The organism is Cupriavidus sp. 2SB, assembly GCF_005503625.1.
In the GTDB taxonomy this organism is placed as follows: Bacteria; Pseudomonadota; Gammaproteobacteria; order Burkholderiales; family Burkholderiaceae; genus Cupriavidus.
On sequence record NZ_SCMX01000006.1, the window covers coordinates 66,034 to 83,612 of the forward strand.

General features: G+C 64.2%; 14 protein-coding genes. 5 read left to right on the plus strand and 9 right to left on the minus strand.

From position 1 onward, the window contains the following. The 4 genes from FFS21_RS04405 to FFS21_RS04420 are packed head-to-tail and all read right to left on the minus strand — an operon-like array spanning position 1 to position 3,311. Entirely contained in the window at positions 1 to 708 is a 708-nt protein-coding gene (locus tag FFS21_RS04405; RefSeq protein WP_137923724.1) for an ABC transporter ATP-binding protein, read from the minus strand. Further along, positions 701 to 1,453 carry an ABC transporter ATP-binding protein gene (locus FFS21_RS04410; RefSeq protein ID WP_137923725.1) on the minus strand — a complete coding sequence of 251 codons (753 nt, stop codon included), beginning with the start codon at positions 1,451 to 1,453 and terminating at the stop codon, positions 701 to 703. The genes FFS21_RS04405 and FFS21_RS04410 overlap by 8 nt, the downstream gene beginning before the upstream one ends. Continuing rightward, positions 1,450 to 2,445, minus strand: a complete 996-nt coding sequence (locus FFS21_RS04415; protein WP_137923726.1) for a branched-chain amino acid ABC transporter permease — start codon at positions 2,443 to 2,445, stop codon at positions 1,450 to 1,452. Before FFS21_RS04415 ends, FFS21_RS04410 begins: the two co-directional genes overlap by 4 nt. After that, positions 2,442 to 3,311: a branched-chain amino acid ABC transporter permease gene (locus FFS21_RS04420; RefSeq protein ID WP_137923727.1), complete on the minus strand. Its 870-nt coding sequence runs from the start codon at positions 3,309 to 3,311 to the stop codon at positions 2,442 to 2,444. Before FFS21_RS04420 ends, FFS21_RS04415 begins: the two co-directional genes overlap by 4 nt. 205 nt (positions 3,312 to 3,516) lie before the next feature. Between FFS21_RS04420 and FFS21_RS04425 the strand changes: the two genes are divergently transcribed. The 4 genes from FFS21_RS04425 (at position 3,517) to fghA (ending at position 7,913) form a co-directional block, all read left to right on the plus strand. Beyond that, positions 3,517 to 4,455, plus strand: coding sequence for an aldo/keto reductase (locus FFS21_RS04425; RefSeq protein WP_137923728.1), 939 nt, complete (start codon positions 3,517 to 3,519; stop codon positions 4,453 to 4,455). Between the two features lie 29 nt (positions 4,456 to 4,484). Next, entirely contained in the window at positions 4,485 to 5,837 is a 1,353-nt protein-coding gene (locus tag FFS21_RS04430) for an NTP/NDP exchange transporter (protein WP_137923729.1), read from the plus strand. A gap of 110 nt (positions 5,838 to 5,947) precedes the next feature. Beyond that, a complete protein-coding gene (locus FFS21_RS04435; RefSeq protein WP_137923730.1) occupies positions 5,948 to 7,054 on the plus strand; it encodes an S-(hydroxymethyl)glutathione dehydrogenase/class III alcohol dehydrogenase in 1,107 nt (368 codons plus the stop codon). Positions 7,055 to 7,064: 10 nt separating this feature from the next. Then, the gene (gene fghA, locus FFS21_RS04440) at positions 7,065 to 7,913 is read left to right on the plus strand and encodes an S-formylglutathione hydrolase (protein WP_137923731.1); all 849 of its coding nucleotides are present in this window, start codon (positions 7,065 to 7,067) and stop codon (positions 7,911 to 7,913) included. A gap of 144 nt (positions 7,914 to 8,057) precedes the next feature. Here fghA and FFS21_RS04445 read toward each other — a convergent pair whose 3' ends face one another. The 4 genes from FFS21_RS04445 to FFS21_RS04460 form a co-directional block, all read right to left on the minus strand. Next, complete coding sequence (locus FFS21_RS04445; RefSeq protein ID WP_137923732.1) at positions 8,058 to 8,711, minus strand: nucleotidyl transferase AbiEii/AbiGii toxin family protein; 654 nt, start codon at positions 8,709 to 8,711, stop codon at positions 8,058 to 8,060. Then, the gene (locus FFS21_RS04450; RefSeq protein ID WP_237380559.1) at positions 8,708 to 9,193 is read right to left on the minus strand and encodes a helix-turn-helix domain-containing protein; all 486 of its coding nucleotides are present in this window, start codon (positions 9,191 to 9,193) and stop codon (positions 8,708 to 8,710) included. Before FFS21_RS04450 ends, FFS21_RS04445 begins: the two co-directional genes overlap by 4 nt. 255 nt (positions 9,194 to 9,448) lie before the next feature. Continuing rightward, the gene (msuE, locus tag FFS21_RS04455) at positions 9,449 to 10,012 is read right to left on the minus strand and encodes an FMN reductase (protein ID WP_137923734.1); all 564 of its coding nucleotides are present in this window, start codon (positions 10,010 to 10,012) and stop codon (positions 9,449 to 9,451) included. 161 nt (positions 10,013 to 10,173) lie between these two features. Then, positions 10,174 to 10,986: a MetQ/NlpA family ABC transporter substrate-binding protein gene (locus FFS21_RS04460; RefSeq protein ID WP_137923735.1), complete on the minus strand. Its 813-nt coding sequence runs from the start codon at positions 10,984 to 10,986 to the stop codon at positions 10,174 to 10,176. Positions 10,987 to 11,246: 260 nt separating this feature from the next. Between FFS21_RS04460 and FFS21_RS04465 the strand changes: the two genes are divergently transcribed. Beyond that, positions 11,247 to 16,751, plus strand: a complete 5,505-nt coding sequence (locus tag FFS21_RS04465; RefSeq protein WP_137923736.1) for a trifunctional serine/threonine-protein kinase/ATP-binding protein/sensor histidine kinase — start codon at positions 11,247 to 11,249, stop codon at positions 16,749 to 16,751. Here the strand turns inward: FFS21_RS04465 and FFS21_RS04470 are convergent. Further along, positions 16,748 to 17,488, minus strand: coding sequence for a GntR family transcriptional regulator (locus tag FFS21_RS04470; protein WP_137923737.1), 741 nt, complete (start codon positions 17,486 to 17,488; stop codon positions 16,748 to 16,750). The two genes, FFS21_RS04465 and FFS21_RS04470, sit on opposite strands and share 4 nt — an antisense overlap. Positions 17,489 to 17,579 lie beyond the last annotated feature (91 nt).

The window sequence follows — 17,579 nt, forward strand, 5'->3', positions numbered from 1 at the left end:
CTAGTGCTGGCGCACCGTTACCAGTCGATCGAGCAGCGCCATGTCGGATAGCAACGCGGCGCTGTCCGAGCGATGTACCACCCTGCCCCGGTCCAGCACGATGGCCTGCCGCGTCATGTCCAGCGCCAGCCGGGCGTGCTGTTCCACCACGATCACTGCCATGCCGCTCTCTGCGATCAGCCCGCTGATCACACGCTGCAACTCCTGGACGATGATCGGCGCGAGACCTTCCATCGGCTCGTCGAGCAATAGCAGCGACGGATTGACCATCAGCGCGCGTGCAATCGCCAGCATCTGCTGCTCGCCGCCCGACAACTGGTTGCCGAAGTTGCGGCGCCGCTCTTCCAGCCGCGGAAAAATGCGGTAAATCCCGGCAATATCCCACGGACCCGGTCGCGCCACCGCAGCCAGGTGTTCCTCGACGGTCAGCGATGGAAACACCCAACGCTCCTGCGGCACCCAGCCGATACCACCTTGCGCCCGCCGATGCGGCGGCGTGCGCGCCAGATCTTTCCCCCGCCAGTGCAGCCGGCCACCGCGCAGCCGTGTGAAGCCCATCAACGTCGAAAGCAGCGTGGTCTTGCCCACGCCGTTGCGTCCCAGCAGCGCCAGGCTATCGCCCGCGCCGAGCGTCAGGTCGATGCCGTCGAGTACCACCGCTTCGCCATAGCCAGCGCTGACGGATTCAAGTCGGAGCAACTCATCCATGGGCGGCCTCCCCGAGATACACCTCGCGCACGCGCGGATCGGCAGCGATCTCGGCTGGCGTGCCCTCGGTCAGCACGCGGCCCGCCACCAGCACGGTGATGCGTTCGGCGAATCGGAAGACCAGATCCATGTCGTGCTCGATAAAGACGATGGTGATATCGCGCGGCAAAGCGGCGATAACCGCGAACAGTTCAGCGCTCTCCCCTGCAGGGATGCCAGCGGCAGGCTCATCGAGCAGCAGGATCGTCGGCCGCGTGGCCAGTGCCAGCGCCATCTCCAGCAGGCGCTGCTTGCCGTAGGGCAACGCACGCGTCTCCGCATCCGCATCGCGGTCGAGCCGCAGCATCGCCAGCACGCCCATCGCCTCGTCCACCAGCGCCGTCTGCGACGCCACCGTGCGTGACCAGATGCCCGATGCGCCTGCACGCTCGGCCACGGCCAGCACCACCGATTCCAGCACCGTCAGCCCCGGAAACAGCGTATTGATCTGGAACGTGCGCGTCATGCCGAGCTTCACCCGTGCGTGCTGCGGCAGCTTTGTGATGTCCCGGTCGCCAAGCCAGATGCGCCCCGCCGTCGGCGCCAGCGCGCCAGTCAGCAGGTTGATGAACGTAGTCTTGCCCGCGCCATTGGGCCCGATCAGCGCATGGCGCGAGCCCGGCGCGAACGTCAGCGAGACATCGCTATTGGCGGCAAACGCGCCCCAGGATTTGCAGAGTCCCTCGGTTCGCAAGGTGGCGGTCATGCATCGGCTCCCTGTTTTTCGGCGATGGTGCGCCGTGCCGCCATGCGATCGCGGACGGTGCTGATGGCTCCCATCACCCCACCCTTCGCAAACAGCACCATGAGCACGAGCAGCAGGCCGATCCAGAACTGCCAGTAGACCGGATTGATGCCGGACAGCACATCCTGCGCAATCATGAACAGCGCCGCGCCGATCAGTGCCCCGTAGAGCCGTCCCGTGCCGCCCAGTACCAGCATCACCAGCAGCTCCGCCGAGCGCGGAAAGCCGAGCACGTCCATGCCGACGAACTGCGTGGTCTGCGCCAGCAGCCCGCCCGCCACACCCGCGATGGCCGCCGCCAGCGTGAACACGGCGCGCAAGCGTCCCGGCACGTTGGTGCCGATGGCCGGCATGCGTCGTGCGCCCTCCCGGATGCCGCGCAGCGACAGTCCGAATGGCGAGGACACGATGCGCCGCACCAGCAGAAACATGACGAACAGCACGGCGAGGCTGTAGAGATACGCCGTCTTGCCGAACAGGTCGAACTCGAACACGCCAAGCACGCGATCCATCGTCACGCCCGACAATCCATCGACGCCGCCAGTCAGAAACGCGGCCTTGTTGGCGGCCTCGAACAGCATCAGGCCAATGCCGAGCGTGACCATCAACCGCGTCAGGTCGCCGCCACGGATCACCAGGAAGCTGCACAGCCATCCGGCCAAGGCCGCCACCGCTGCGGCGGCCAGCAATCCGCTCAATGGTTCGCCCCAGCCGTGCGCGGCAAGCAGACCGGCCGCATAGGCGCCCAGTCCGAAGAACGCGGCATGGCCCAGCGAGACGATGCCCGCATAGCCGAGGATCAAGTCCAGCGACAACGCGAATAGTCCAACAATCAGAATCTGACTGCCGAGAATCAGGTAGCCGGGCAGCGCGAAGAACGCCACCACGGGAATGAGCCAGAACACGAACTCGGCCGGATGCCAGCGGCCATTGGGCAAGCGGTGCGATGTCATGCGGCTCGCCTCCCGTAAAGCCCGGCCGGAAACGCTACAAGCAGCAGCACCATCATCGCGTAGATCACGAAAGCCCCGATTTCAGGCACGTAGTATTTGCCCGCCACATCGGCAACGCCCAGCACCATCGCGGCCACCAGCGATCCCCGGATGCTGCCCGCGCCGCCCACCGCTACCACCAGCAGGAAATACACCATGTACTTGAGCGGGAAGGTGGGATCGAGACCGAGGACGTCGATGCCCAGTCCGCCACCCAGGCCCGCGAGTCCCGAGCCCAGCGCAAAGGTCAGGCTGAAGACGCGATCCACGTCGATACCCAGCCCGCGCGCGGCCTGCTGGTGATCCACGGCGGCGCGCACCTGGGCGCCGAAGCGCGTCCGTGCCACAAGCCAGCCCAGCACCAGCGTGATGGCGATCACCACGGCCAGCAGGAACAGCCGGTAGGCGCCCAGTTCCAGTCCGGCCACCTTGACCTGGCCGATCAGGAAATCGGGCAACTGCACCGGCTGCTGCGAAGGTCCGAACCACCACGTCGCGCCAGCTATCGCCATGAACGTCAACCCAATCGAGAACAGCACCTGATCCAGATGACTGGCGCGGTAGAGACGTCGATAGAGCGTGCGCTCCAGCAACCCGCCCACGAGCGCGGCGCCGACAAAGGCAATCGGCAGGGCGGCCAGGAACGGCACGCCCAGGCGGTTCATCGTCACCACGGAGAGATAGCCGCCGAGCATGGCAAACGCACCGTGCGCGAGGTTGACGAAATTCATCAGCCCCATCGTCACGGACAGGCCGATGCTGATCAGGAATAGCAGGCTGCCGTATGTCACACCATCGAACAGCACGCCGGGCAAGCTCGATAACACGATCCGGTCCTTGTGAAGGGAGGGAATGCAGGGGATGGAAAGGTGCCGGGATTGTTCAGTGTGCGCCGCTTTTTTGCAATGGGGCGAGACCCGGCCCGGGCGTCGCGCCCAGTGCCGCGTCCGCAGTGGGTTCCGGCGCGGCATTTCGGTTTACATCGTTCCATGCACGCGCTATGGTCAGCGCAATCGACCGCCGGGAATCGCCATGCCAAGCCAACACCGTTGCATCGACCGCCGCACCTTCATGGGGTTGACCGCCGCACTGGCCACGCTGCCCGCGGGCCAGGCCCTGGCCGCCGCCGCGCAGGCCGCAACGGTGGAAGCGCCGCTGCGCCGCAAGATCCCCGGCACCAACGAGTCTCTGCCCGTGATCGGCATGGGCACGGCCGATACCTTCAACGTGGGGCGTGGCGCCGAGGAACGCGGTGCGCAGGCCGAGGTGCTGGCCATGCTGCTCCAGCGCATTCCCCATCCCGTGGTGGATACCGCGCCGAGCTACGGCAGTGCCGAGACCGTGACCGGAGACCTGCTGCAAGCCGTGCAGGCACGCGGCAAGGTGTTCCTGGCCACCAAGGTCTCGACCAACGCGGTCAATACCATGGCGCAATTCACCGAATCGCGCGTGGCGCTGCAGTCCGACAGCGTGGATTTGCTGCAGGTGCATAACCTGATCGACTGGCGCGAGAACCTGAAACTTCTGCGCCAATGGAAGGACCAGCGCAAGACGCGCTATATCGGCATTACCCATTACCGTGAGGACGCGCACCAGCAACTGGCCGACATCCTGCGCGCCGAGAAGGTGGACTTCCTGCAGGTCAATTATTCGCTGGCCGAGCGCAACGCCGAGAAAACACTGCTACCGCTCTGCCAGGAGCGCGGCGTGGCGGTGCTGATCAATCGCCCATTCCAGGACGGCCGGCTGTTTGCCGCCGTCAAGGGCAAGCCGGTGCCCGACTGGGCTGGCGAAATTGACTGCCAGTCCTGGGGCCAGTTGTTCCTCAAGTTCATCATCAGCCATCCCGCGGTGACAGCGGCGATTCCCGCGACATCCAAGCCGAAAAACATGGCCGACAACCTCGGCGCAGCGTTCGGGCGTATGCCGGACACTCGCGAGCGTGCCCGCATCGCAGCGGCGCTGGCGTGACTGCATGACTATCTGACACGACTGTCGGCATGCCTCCGCCCGACAACCTCGATCCCCCGCCCTCCCCGCGCACCGGTCGCCTGCTCGGCGTGCGCGCCGGTGAGATGCCAGCGGTCATCGCCGCCTTCCTGTTCTTCTTCTGCCTGTTCGCGAGCTACTTCATGCTCCGCCCCGTGCGCGAGACGATGGGGATCGCCGGTGGCGTGAAGAATCTGCAATGGCTGTTCACGGCCACCTTTGTGGTGATGCTCGTGGCGATTCCGTTCTACGGCGCATGCTGCAAATGGCTGCCACGCCGGCGCTTCGTGCCGTGGGTCTACGCGTTCTTTGTCGCCAACCTGCTTGGCTTTGCCTTTGCCACGCGCGCGATGCCCGACAACGTCTGGCTGGCGCGCGTGTTCTATGTCTGGCTGTCGGTGTTCAACCTGTTCGTGGTGTCGGTGGCGTGGAGCCTGATGGCCGATGTGTTTCGCCCCGAGCAGGCGCGCCGCCTGTTCGCGCTGATCGCGGCGGGTGCCAGTGCAGGCGGGCTCGCCGGTCCGGTGCTCGGCGGCTGGCTGGTCGGCAGCATCGGCCTGACCGGATTGATGCTGCTCTCTGCCGCGCTGCTCGCCGCCACGCTGCCGGGCACGGGCTACCTGTTCGGCTGGCGACGCCGGCACGGTGCAGGCGCCATCGATACCACGCAGGCGATGGACCCTTCCGAGCCAGTGGGCGGAGGATTGTGGGCCGGGCTGATGCTGGTGGCGCGCTCGCGCTATCTGCTGGGCGTGGGCCTGTTCGTGATCCTGCTGGCAACGGCAAGCACCTTCCTGTATTTCGAGCAGGCGCGGCTGGTGGCCGAGGCATTTCCATCGCGCCAGCAGCAGACGCAGGTCTTCAGCGCGCTCGATGCGACGGTGCAGGCGCTGACCATCCTCGTGCAGGTCTTCTTCTCGGGCCGCGTGGCGCGCCGCTACGGCGTGAGCGCATTGCTGACGCTCGTGCCCCTGGCGGTGGCCGGCGGCTTCCTGCTGCTCGCGATGTGGCCCACGTTCGCCGTGCTGGCCGGCGTGATGATCCTGCGGCGCGTGGGCGAATACGCGATGCTGCGGCCCGGCCGCGAGATGCTGTTCACGGTGGTGGACCCCGAGACCAAGTACAAGGCCAAGAATGTCATCGACACGGCGGTCTACCGTGCGGGCGATGCCGTGAGCGCGTGGGTCAAGACCGCCATCGACGCGCTCTCGGGCCACCCCGCCACGGTGGCGCTGGCCGGTGCGATGCTGGCACTGGCCTGGGCGTGGCTCGGCTGGTGGCTGGGCCGGCGCCACGAAGGACAATTGCCGACTACCGAAAACGCCGCGCCCCCTGCCACACCACGCACGACAGTCAGCCGATAATCGCTCATCCGTCTGGCCGCATCCCGCCGTTGCCCGTATAGTCTTGGCCTGTCGGCGGAAGGCGTGCCACGCACGCCTTCGCCCCACCTCATTCGCACAGGAGTTGCCCCATGAAGACCAAAGCCGCCATTGCCTGGAAAGCCGGCGCCCCGCTCACCGTCGAAGAGGTGGATCTCGATGGCCCGCGCGCAGGCGAGGTACTCGTCGAAATCAAGGCCACGGGCATCTGCCACACCGACTACTACACGCTCTCCGGCGCGGACCCCGAAGGCATCTTCCCGGCCATCCTGGGCCACGAAGGCGCGGGCATCGTCACGGACGTCGGCCCCGGCGTGACCTCGCTTAAAGCCGGCGATCACGTCATTCCGCTCTACACGCCGGAATGCCGCCAGTGCAAGTTCTGTCTCTCGCGCAAGACCAACCTGTGCCAGGCCATCCGCTCGACGCAGGGCAAGGGCCTGATGCCCGATGGCACGTCGCGCTTCTCCATCGACGGCAAGCCGATCTTCCACTACATGGGCACGTCGACCTTCGCCAACCACATCGTGGTGCCGGAAATCGCGCTGGCCAAGATTCGTCCTGACGCACCGTTCGACAAGGTCTGCTACATCGGCTGCGGCGTGACCACGGGCGTGGGCGCCGTGCTGTTCACGGCCAAGGTGGAAGCGGGTGCCAACGTGGTGGTGTTCGGCCTCGGCGGCATCGGCCTGAACGTGATCCAGGCGGCCAAGATGGTGGGCGCCGACAAGATCATCGGCGTGGACCTGAACCCGGGCCGCGAAGCCATGGCACGCAAGTTCGGCATGACGCATTTCATCAACCCGAAGGATGTGGAAAACGTAGTGGACGCCATCGTGCAACTGACCGATGGCGGCGCCGACTACTCGTTCGAATGCATCGGCAACACGCAAGTCATGCGCCAGGCGCTGGAGTGCTGCCACAAGGGCTGGGGCAAGTCGATCATCATCGGCGTGGCCGAAGCGGGCGCGGAAATCTCCACGCGCCCGTTCCAGCTGGTCACGGGCCGCGAATGGAAGGGCTCGGCCTTTGGCGGCGCACGCGGCCGCACGGATGTGCCGAAGATCGTGGACTGGTACATGGAAGGCAAGCTGAACATCGACGACCTGATCACGCACACGCTGCCGCTGGATCGCATCAACGAGGGCTTCGACCTGATGAAGCGCGGCGAGTCGATCCGCTCCGTGGTGCTGTACTGAGGATCGGCCCATGGAACTGCTGAGCGAACACGGCTGCCACGGCGGCGTCCAGCGCTTCTACCAGCACCAGTCGGCGGCCATCGGGCTGCCGATGCGGTTCTCGGTGTTCCTGCCGCCGCAGGCACTGGTGCCAGGCGCGAAGGCGCTGCCGACGCTGTTCTACCTGGCCGGCCTGACGTGCACCGAAGAAACGTTCATGATCAAGGCCGGCGCACAGCAGTTCGCAACCGAGCACGGCCTGATCCTCGTGGCGCCCGATACCAGCCCACGCGGCGCCCACGTGCCCGGCGAGGCCGATGCATGGGACTTCGGCGTGGGAGCCGGATTCTACGTCGATGCCACCGAAGCGCCGTGGCGCATGCACTGGCGCATGGAGAGCTACGTCGCCGACGAACTGTTCCATCTGGTTACCGCCGAACTCCCGGCGGACCCCGCACGCATCGGCATCTTCGGCCACTCGATGGGCGGCCACGGCGCACTGGTGCTCGCCCAGCGCTACCCGCAACGCTTCCGCTCGGTGTCGGCCTTCGCACCCATCGCTGCCCCTTCGCAATGTCCGTGGGGCGTGAAAGCCTTCACGGGCTATCTCGGCGAAGACCGCAACCGATGGGCCCAGCACGACGCGACGGCGTTGATGGCCGCGCAGGCTTCGGCACCCTTCCCTGCGGGCATCCTGATCGACCAGGGACTGGCGGACAAATTCCTGGCCGAGCAGCTTTATCCGGAAGCGTTCGAAGCGGCTTGCGCCAAAGTAGGCCAGCCCCTGACGCTACGGCGCCATGCAGGCTACGACCACGGGTATTACTTCATCTCGACGTTTGTGGCCGACCATGTGCGGCATCACGCGGAAAGGCTTTGAAGCGTTTTAGCTCCCCTCTCCCGCGAAGTGGGAGAGGGGTTGGGGGAGAGGGCCAGAGGGCCTGCTTGCCAGCCACATCGCAAGTTGAACCGCTTGCCCTCTCCCCTGCCCCTCTCCCGGAGGGAGAGGGGAAAAACCGGGCCCTTACTTCAACTGGCCAAGAAACTCCTCGGCCATTTCGAGACATTCCTCGTAACTTCGCCAGTACTCACGCCTACGGATCAGTGAGAACTGATCCCGCATCAGATCGGGACGCGCTTTCAGTCGGGTGATGAATGCATCGGCGTACTTGAGCAGGTACGGTGCGGCACATCGCAGTGGTTGTGGATCTGCCTCGATAACGACCGCGAGATCGAAGAGATCTCGGGCAGTACCGCTGTATCCCCGATGGAACAGCTTCTTGGCCACGATTTCGGCCGCTGTCTCGACACGCACCTCTCGCCCCATGATCTCCCATATCTCATACGGGTTCTCAGTCAGGTTTGTGGCGGCCACGATATCGATCTCGCCTTCGGGCAACCTCAGGCGGATGTAGTTGGCCTGTTCGATATAGTCGTCGCTAATGGACTCCGCTATGGCACTGAGGCGGGGATTCACGTAGCCGAGGTACTGAGGATCCCGGACGAAGAGATCGATGTCATAGGACAGCCGATGCTGGTATCGCAGCATCAACACCGTTCCGCCACCAAAGGTCCAGAATGGTTCAACTCCGCCATGCGTCCTGACCTCATCCATCAGGGTGAACGCATGAGGAAACAGCGCCTCCCACGCTTCCCCCATCAGCGGTTGCACTCTCATTTCCACAACCCATCACGTGTAGCGGAAGTCGATGCGGCGAGACGATGCAGATTCCGCCAGATCTCTGCCGGCTTGCGGTTGTGCCTCGCTGCAACTTCTGCCACAGCTTTCACAATCAGTTGCAGCGGCGCTTCATCGAGAACCTGCGCGACATGGGCACGATAGCCCTGCGGGGTTTCCCCCGTGGCGAGCGCGGCGTCGAGCAGCTCAGGCGTGAAATCCCCGGAGTAACTCACGTTCGCGCCTAGCGCTGCCATTCGGAGCGCATTGGGAGGTTTGCCGGCCGCTGCGCGCGCGACATCGGGATCATCGATAGAGATGGAAAGTCCCAATACGTCGAGTAACCGAACGAGATTCTCCAGCGTAACGTTCACCGTTCCGCGTTCAATGCCATTCAAGGTTTGCCGGGATAGCCCAGCCAGATCAGCGAGGCGCTGCTGGGAAATGCCGAGCGACTGCCGTTTGCGTTGGATAGCAAGCATAAGTGCCGATAGGTGCATAGCTCAGGGGCGACTTGCAGTTTTTTGTCAAGTATAGTTGACAAAAAATTCTATGCAAGTCTGCCTCAGGTTAGCGCCACGGCAGTCGCGTTACTCCCCTCTCCCGCGAAGTGGGAGAGGGGTTGGGGGAGAGGGCCAGAGGGCCTGCTTGCCAGCCCATCGCAAGTTGAACCGCTTGCCCTCTCCCCTGCCCCTCTCCCGGAGGGAGAGGGGAAAAAACAATCAGGAAGGGTAGTCTCAAGCCACTCGCCGCAACTGCCTTGCCGACGCCCCGAACAACGGCGCCGCGCGATCTACCGCGAGCTTGATGCGTTCCGCGAGCGCGCCGTTGCCAATCGCATAGCCATCGAAATCCGCAGTCGACGCATACACCCCGATCGGCAACGTCAATGCCTGCAGGAAGCCGAACAGCGGTCGCAACTGGTGTTCGAGCACCAGCGCATGGCGGTCACTGCCGCCGGTGGCGGCCAGCAGCACGGGCTTGTCGGCCAATGCGTTCATGCCGACCAGGTCGAACAGATGCTTGAAGTGTCCGGGGAACGAGCCGCGATATACCGGCGCGGCGGCGATCACGAGGTCGGCGGATTCGATGGCGGCGACCTGCGCCTCGATGTCGGCAGGAAGTTCGTCGCGGGTCAGTGCGGCGCCCAGTGGTCGGGCGATCTCGCTCAGGTCAACGATCTGCGTATCGAGCACGAGCCGCTGTTCCAGTTCGGCAAGCAGCGCCTGGATCAGCACCAGCGTGCGCGACGGTTGATGGGCGCTGCCGTTGACGGCGACGACTTTCAGGGGCGTGGACACGATTTCTATCTCCGGCTTCATCGAATAAACATGGGCGACCCTCACCATAAACGCCCCGCCCGGTCCACGCGAACGAAGCAATTCATCTATCCATAGATGCAAAAACGGCAGCCACGCGGGCTGCCGTTCTCACATCGGGTAAAAAGTGGCGTTCGTTCAGCTTAGAACGACGGCACCATTGCGCCCTTGAACTGGGTCTTCATGAACTGGCGCACTTCCTCGGACTGATAGGCGGCCACGAGCTTCTTGACCCATGGCTTGTCCTTGTCCTGCGTACGTACGGCGATGATGTTGGCGTACGGGCTGTGGATGTCTTCCAGGCCGATGGCGTCCTTGGTGGGCTGCAGGCCACCTGCCAGCGCGTAGTTCGTGTTGATCACCGCAGCGGCCACGTCAGGCAGCGCACGGGCCAGCTGGGCGGCGTCCAGTTCCACGATCTTGAGCTTCTTCGGGTTCTCGGCGATATCCAGCGGCGTGGCGTTCACGCCATTCGTGCCCACGCCGGCCTTCAGCTTGATCACGCCTTGCGCGGCCAGCAGCAGCAACGCACGGTTCTCGTTCGACGGATCGTTCGGCACGGCCACCTTGGCGCCCTGCGGCAAGTCCTTCGGCGACTTCAGGTTCTTGGAATAGATGCCAAGCGGCGAGATGTAGGTGTAGCCCACGCTGACCATCTTGTAGCCGCGCTGCTTGATCTGGCTGTCGAGGTAAGGCTGGTGCTGGAAGCTGTTGGCGTCGAGATCGCCGGCATCCAGCGCGGCGTTGGGCTGCACGTAGTCGTTGAATTCCACGATCTTCACGTTCAGGCCATTCTTCTTGGCCACCTTCTGCACCACCTGCCAGACTTCGGCATCGGGGCCGCCAACAGTACCAAGGCGAACCGTCTGTTCCTGTGCCGAGGCAGACCCGGCAGCCATCACGCCAAGCGCCACGGTAGCGGCAGCCAGCGTCTTCGTGATCGAGAGCATTTTCATCGTTCTATATTCCTGGGAATCGAGGAGTACGGCCCGTCCCTCTGTGTGGATGGCCGGTGGGCCACACCGGATAAGGGGCGGCCGAGGCGAGAGCTTACCCTAATGCCTACGCGCGATTGCGGATCGACCGCTTCGTGGCGCACACTACACCGCCGGACTGACAGACCGGACTGCACGGATCAATGTAGCAGACAAACCAACAAGAAGACGTCTGGAAGCCACGCGTGGTCAATCAAGAGCGATACAGGGTGACGGTGCCGATGGGCGAGAGACTTCAGATTCTATGGGACGACGGCGAGCGCGTATTCTCGCGCGGGCCGGATCAGGCAGAAGGCAGCGACCGCAATTTCCTCTACGCGCATTCCGCCACCGAGCACCCCTTGCCCGCCAGCCTGGCTCGCTTTGCTCACGAGTTTGGCCTGAAAGACGCGCTCGATGCCACGTGGGCGGTACGTCCACTGAAGCTGACGCGCGCCGATGGCCGTACTGTGCTGACGCTCGAAGACCCGGGCGGCGAACCGCTTTCCCGGCTGGTCGGCTCGCCCATCGATACCGGAGACTTCCTGCGCACCGCCGTCGGCATTGCCGCAGCGCTCGCCAAGCTCCACCAGCATGGCCTGGTTCACAAGGATCTCAAGCCTACCCACATCCTGGTGAACTGCGCCGACGGCCACGTGCGGCTGACCGGATTCGGCCTCACCACACGCCTGCCCCGCGAACGCCAGGCACCCCAGCCGCCCGAGACCATCGCCGGCACGCTGGCCTATATGGCACCGGAGCAGACTGGCCGGATGAATCGCTCGATAGATTCCCGCAGCGACCTCTATGCGCTGGGCGTCACGCTTTACCAGATGCTGACCGGTGCGCTGCCGTTCACGGCTACCGACGCGATGGAATGGGTGCATTGCCATATCGCCCGCACCCCGGTGCCGCCTGGCTTGCGCGCGAACGTGCCTGCCGTGGTGTCGAACATCGTCATGAAGCTGCTGGCCAAGACTGCGGAGGAACGCTACCAGACGGCTGCGGGCGTGGCGCACGACCTTCAACGCTGCCTGGCGGATTGGCAGCGTCAGCACCGCATCGACGATTTCCCGCTGGACGAGCATGGCACGCCGGATCGCCTGCTGATTCCCGAGAAACTGTACGGTCGCGAGCGCGACGTCAACCGGCTCTGCGCCACCTTTGCGCGCGTCATGCAAAGCAGCGTGCCGGAACTGGTACTGGTCTCCGGCTACTCGGGCATTGGCAAGTCATCGGTGGTCAACGAATTGCACAAGACGCTGGTAGCGTCGCGCGGCCTGTTCGCTTCCGGAAAGTTCGACCAGTACAAGCGTGACATCCCCTACGCTACGCTGGTGCAGGCATTTCGAAGCCTGGTGCGGTCACTGCTTGGCAAGCCCGATGCCGAACTCGCCGCCTGGCGTGACGCGTTGCGCGAAGCGCTGGCCCCCAATGCGCGACTGATGACAGACCTGATTCCGGAACTGAAGCTGATCATCGGAGAGCCGCCGCCGGTGCCGGAACTGGAGCCGCAGCAGGCGCAGCGCCGCTTCCTGCTGCTGTTCCGTCGCTTCATCGGCGTGTTCGCCCGGCCGGAACATCCGCTCGCCCTCTTCCTCGACGATCTGCAGTGGCTCGATGCGGCCACGCTGGACCTGATCGAGAGCCTGCTGACGGACCCTGATCTGCGTCACGTGCTGCTGATCGGCGCCTATCGCGATAACGAAGTGGATGCATCTCATCCGCTGTCGCGCAAGCTGCAGGCCATCCGCAGCGCGGGCGGCCGGATCGAGGACATCACGCTGGCGCCGCTGGGCACCGCCGACATCCAGCAGATGATTGCGGAGGCACTGTATCGCGACCCCGAACACATCGCGCCGCTGGCGCAACTGGTGGAAGAAAAGACCGGCGGCAATCCGTTCTTCGTGATCCAGTTCCTGCAGGCCCTGGTCGAGGAAGACCTGCTAACGTTCGACCATGACGCGCGCGCCTGGCGCTGGCAGACCGATCGCATTCACGCCAAGGGCTACACCGACAACATCGTGGACCTGATGGTCGGCAAGCTGGCCCGCCTGCCGGCACAGACGCAGCAGGCATTGCAGCAACTGGCCTGCCTGGGCAACGCCGCCGATCTGTCGGATTTATCGACCGTACTGGGTACCGACGATACACAGACGCATGCCGTGTTGTGGGAAGCCATTCGCCAGGAACTGCTCGAACGGCAGGACGATGCCTACGCGTTCGTACACGACCGCGTGCATGAAGCCGCCTACTCGCTGATTCCGGAAGACACCCGTGCGGAAGCCCATCTGCGGATTGGCCGCTTGCTTGCTGCACGGATTCCGGCAGCGCGGCACGAGGAAGCAATCTTCGACATCGTCGGGCAGCTCAATCGCGGCGCGACGCTGATCACCGAATGGCCGGAGCGGGAGCAACTGGCAGCGTTCAATCTGGTGGCCGGACGGCGCGCCAAGGCATCCACCGCCTACGGCTCGGCGCTCGCCTATGTCACCACGGGTGCCGAACTCTTGCGTGACGAATGCTGGGAACACCAGCATGAATTGATGTTCGCGCTGGAGTTGGACCGTGCCGAGTGCGAGTTCCTGACGGGACAACTGCCGCGCGCCGAAGCACGGCTGGCGGCGCTGTCCAGACGGGCCATCACCACGGTCGAGCGTGCGCGCGTGGCATGCTGGCAGATGAACCTGTACCTGATTCTTGCCCGATGCGATACGGCTGTGGCCGCGTGCCTGGACTTTCTTCGTAGCGTGGGCATCGAGTGGTCACCCCATCCCGATGGTGCCATGGTACGCAGCGAGTACGACGGCATCTTTGCCAGGTTGGGCGACCGGCAGATCGAGGATCTGATCGATCTGCCGCCGATGAAGGACGCAGACGTGCTGGCCACCGTGGATGCGCTCACCACGCTGCTCGCGCCGGCGGTGCTCACCGACAGCAATCTCGCATGCCTGACGATTTGCAAGGCCATCAACCTGAGTCTTGCACACGGACACGGCGATGCATCCTGCGTGGCGTACACCAACTTTCCCCGCTTTGCCGGACGGCTGTTTGGCGACTATCAACCCGGATTCGCCTTCGGCCGGCTCGGCCGCGAACTGGTGGAACGCCGTGGCCTCGAACGATACGAAGCCAATACACGTCATTCGTTTTCGATCTTTGTCGCACACTGGACGCAACCGTTGCGCGGCTGCCTGGATCAGCTGCGCCACGTGTTCGACACGGCCAACCGGATCGGGGACATCCCGTTTGGCGCGTTCTCCTGTAACTGCCAGGTCTCGAACCTGCTCTTCATCGGCGAACCGCTGCCCGAGGTGCAACGCGAGGCCGAACTTGGCCTGGCATTCGCCAGGAAAGTGCAGTTCGGCATCGTCGTCGCGTTTCTGGAGAGCCAGCTCGCACTGATCCGGATGCTCCGCGGTGCAACGCCGGCATTCGGCAGGCTGGACAACGAACCATACAGTGAAGCGCATGCCGAGCAGCATCTGGCGCAGCCATCGCTGGAGATTGCGGCCTGCTGGTACTGGGTCCGCAAGCTGCAGGCGCGCTATCTCGCTGGCGACCTTGCGGCGGCCCTGGATGCCGCATCCAAGGTGCATGGGCTGCTCTGGACCGCGCACGGCTTTCTCGAAGAAACCGAGTACCACTTTTATGCCGCGCTGACCCATGCTGCGCTGTGCGATACCGCACCGGCCAATCGGCGCCAACAGCATCTGGAAACACTGGTCGCCCATCATGGGGAATTACGCATCTGGGAAGCACTCTGCCCGGAGAACTTCGCCAGCCACACCATGCTGGTGGGCGCCGAAATCGCCCGCCTGGACGGCCGGTTGATTGACGCCGAGTTGCTCTACGAGCAGGCCATCGACACGGCAAGGCAAAACAGTTTCATCCACGTCGAAGCCCTTGCCAATGAACTCGCGGCAGGCTTCTTTGCGCAGCGGCATCTGGAAAAGATCGCGCGCGTGTACCGGCAGGATGCACGCTACGCCTATCTGCGCTGGGGCGCCGATGGCAAGGTTCGGCAGCTCGAAGCGGCCCATCCGCACCTGCGCACGGAGGCCGCCGCACTTCGCCCGACCAGCACGATGGCAGCGCCGGTCGAGCATCTTGACCTCGCCACGGTCATCAAGGTGTCGCAAGCCACTTCCGGGGCAATCGTCCTGGACGAACTGATCGACATGGTGATGCGCACGGCCATCGAGCAGGCGGGCGCGGAACGGGGTCTGCTGATCCTGTCTGGCGAGGATGCGCACCGCATTGCCGCAGAAGCCACCACCGGCGCCGACGGCATCGCGCTGCGCATCCACGATTTGCCCGTGAGCGCGGCCACGTTGCCGGAGTCTGTGCTCTACCACGTGCTGCGCACCCATGAGCACGTGGCGCTCGACGACGCACTGACAGATCCCCTGTTCGCGGCAGATCCGTACATCCGCCAGCATCGCGTGCGATCGGTACTGTGCCTGCTGCTGGTGAGCCACGCCAAGCTGACCGGCGTGCTCTACCTGGAGAACAACCTGGCGCCGCGTGCCTTCAGCCCGGCCCGGATTGCCGTGCTCAGGCTCGTGGCCGCGCAAGCCGCCAACTCGCTGGAGAACGCCAGGCTCTACCGCGATATCGCCGCGCGGGAAGCCAAGATCCTGCGTCTGGTGGAGTCGAACATCATCGGCATCGTTGTGTGGGATGTGGACGGCAGTGTCCGCGAAGCCAACGACGTGTTCCTTGGCATGGTGGGCTACGACCGCGACGATCTGGTCTCGGGCCGGGTGCGGTGGCAGGCGCTGACGCCTCCGGAGTTCCAGCATCTCAACGCGCGTGCGCAGGCGGCGGCCAGGGAAACCGGCCGCGCCGAGCCCTTCGAAAAAGAGTACATCCGCAAGGATGGCAGCCGCGTGCCGGTCATCGTCGGTCTGGCTACCTTCGACGGCAATCGGACCGAAGGGGTGGCCTTCGTGCTCGACCTCACCGAACGCAAGCAGGCGGAGGAAAATTTCCGCGAAAGCGAGCGGCGCTATCGCGAGGTGCAGACGGAACTGGCGCATGCCAACCGCGTATCGACGATGGGTCAGCTCGTGGCGTCGATTGCGCACGAAGTCAACCAGCCCATCGCAGCCACCCTGACTAACGCGCAGGCTGCAACGCGATGGCTGGGCGCGCAACCGCCCAATGTCGACGAAGCGGTACAAGCGCTGGGCCGCATCGTCAAGGATGCAAACCGCGCCGGCGATGTGCTCGGCCGGATACGCGGCATGATCAAGAAGGCGCCGCCGCGGAAAGCCCCCGTGGACATCAACGCGGCCATCCGCGAGGTAGTCGCGCTCACGCACGGAGAAGCCAGCAAGAGTGGTGCCTCGGTGGAGATCGCACTCGCAGAACACCTGCCCAGCGTCGAAGGCGATCGCGTGGAGTTGCAGCAGGTGCTGCTGAATCTGATCCTGAATGCGCTGGAAGCGATGGGCACGACCACCGACGGTGCCCGGACCCTTCAGATCATCACGCGTGTGGAGGAAGGCGCCGGCGTGCATGTCGCTGTGCGCGACTCGGGCCCCGGCTTCGGCCAGGAGGGTGCCAGGCGCGTATTCGATCCGTTCTACACCACCAAGCCCACGGGCCTGGGGATGGGACTCTCGATCTGCCGCTCCATCATCGACGCCCATGGCGGCCGGCTATGGGCAAGCCCCAATGAGCCGCGCGGTGCGGTGGTCGAATTCATTGTGCCTGGGAGGCAGGACGATTCGCCTTCCTAAGGCTGCGAGAACGTAAATTCGTGGTGAGTCGTATTGAGCTTGGATACCCGATACTCGATACGCTCATCATGATAGGAGTAGGCGACGCGCAAGACTTGTAGCAAGGCGCTACCCTCTTTTACGCCCATCAGTTCGGCATCCTCCGTGTTCGCCAGCGTCGCGCGGAGCTTCTCGTCCGTACGAATGATGTTGATGCCGAACTCGTCCTGGTAGAAGTTGTAGAGCGTATTCGGACGCTCGCGAAGCCGCGCCTCGGTCAGGGTCGGGAATCTTTCGACCGGCACTGCGATGTCATCGATCATGACCGGTGTGCGCTCCAGCGAAAGCACGTTGGAGAACCGGAACACGGCATCCCCCGGCGACAATCCCAGAGCGGCTGCTTCAGCCTTGTCCGCTTTGGCACGGCGGAATTTTGCAAGACGCACGGTCGGATAGTCCCGGTGTCCGTCCTGGCGCACGACGCGGAAGAACCGGAAGAAGTGGTCTTCCATCCGATGCGTTGCCACGTACGTGCCCCGACCCTGGTGGCGAATCAGGATGTTCTCCGCCACCAGCTCGTCGATCGCCTTGCGCAATGTCCCGACGGAAACGCCGAACCGTTCGATCAGCCTGCGCTCGGACGGAATCGCCTCGGCCGGCTTCCACTCGCCTTCCGAGAGCGCGGCCAGCAGGGCCCGCTTCACATCCTTGTAGAGAACGCCACCAATGGAAGCGCTAGCGTCGAATCTGGAACCCACGTTGGAAATATCCTCAAGTTATGCGGCTGCGAAGGCACTGGTCGGTGGCCGGGCGCAATTCATATGGATAACCTGCATGATACTGAAGTTG

What these genes read in the sequence shown, in the direction of transcription:
- FFS21_RS04425 (WP_137923728.1), top strand. Translation starts at nt 3,517, where the DNA reads ATGCCAAGCCAACACCGTTGCATCGACCGCCGCACCTTCATGGGGTTG.
- FFS21_RS04450 (WP_237380559.1), bottom strand. Translation starts at nt 9,193, where the DNA reads ATGCTTGCTATCCAACGCAAACGGCAGTCGCTCGGCATTTCCCAGCAG.
- FFS21_RS04410 (WP_137923725.1), bottom strand. Translation starts at nt 1,453, where the DNA reads ATGACCGCCACCTTGCGAACCGAGGGACTCTGCAAATCCTGGGGCGCG.
- FFS21_RS04405 (WP_137923724.1), bottom strand. Translation starts at nt 708, where the DNA reads ATGGATGAGTTGCTCCGACTTGAATCCGTCAGCGCTGGCTATGGCGAA.
- FFS21_RS04430 (WP_137923729.1), top strand. Translation starts at nt 4,485, where the DNA reads ATGCCTCCGCCCGACAACCTCGATCCCCCGCCCTCCCCGCGCACCGGT.
- FFS21_RS04465 (WP_137923736.1), top strand. Translation starts at nt 11,247, where the DNA reads ATGGGCGAGAGACTTCAGATTCTATGGGACGACGGCGAGCGCGTATTC.
- FFS21_RS04415 (WP_137923726.1), bottom strand. Translation starts at nt 2,445, where the DNA reads ATGACATCGCACCGCTTGCCCAATGGCCGCTGGCATCCGGCCGAGTTC.
- FFS21_RS04435 (WP_137923730.1), top strand. Translation starts at nt 5,948, where the DNA reads ATGAAGACCAAAGCCGCCATTGCCTGGAAAGCCGGCGCCCCGCTCACC.
- fghA (WP_137923731.1), top strand. Translation starts at nt 7,065, where the DNA reads ATGGAACTGCTGAGCGAACACGGCTGCCACGGCGGCGTCCAGCGCTTC.
- FFS21_RS04460 (WP_137923735.1), bottom strand. Translation starts at nt 10,986, where the DNA reads ATGAAAATGCTCTCGATCACGAAGACGCTGGCTGCCGCTACCGTGGCG.
- FFS21_RS04445 (WP_137923732.1), bottom strand. Translation starts at nt 8,711, where the DNA reads ATGAGAGTGCAACCGCTGATGGGGGAAGCGTGGGAGGCGCTGTTTCCT.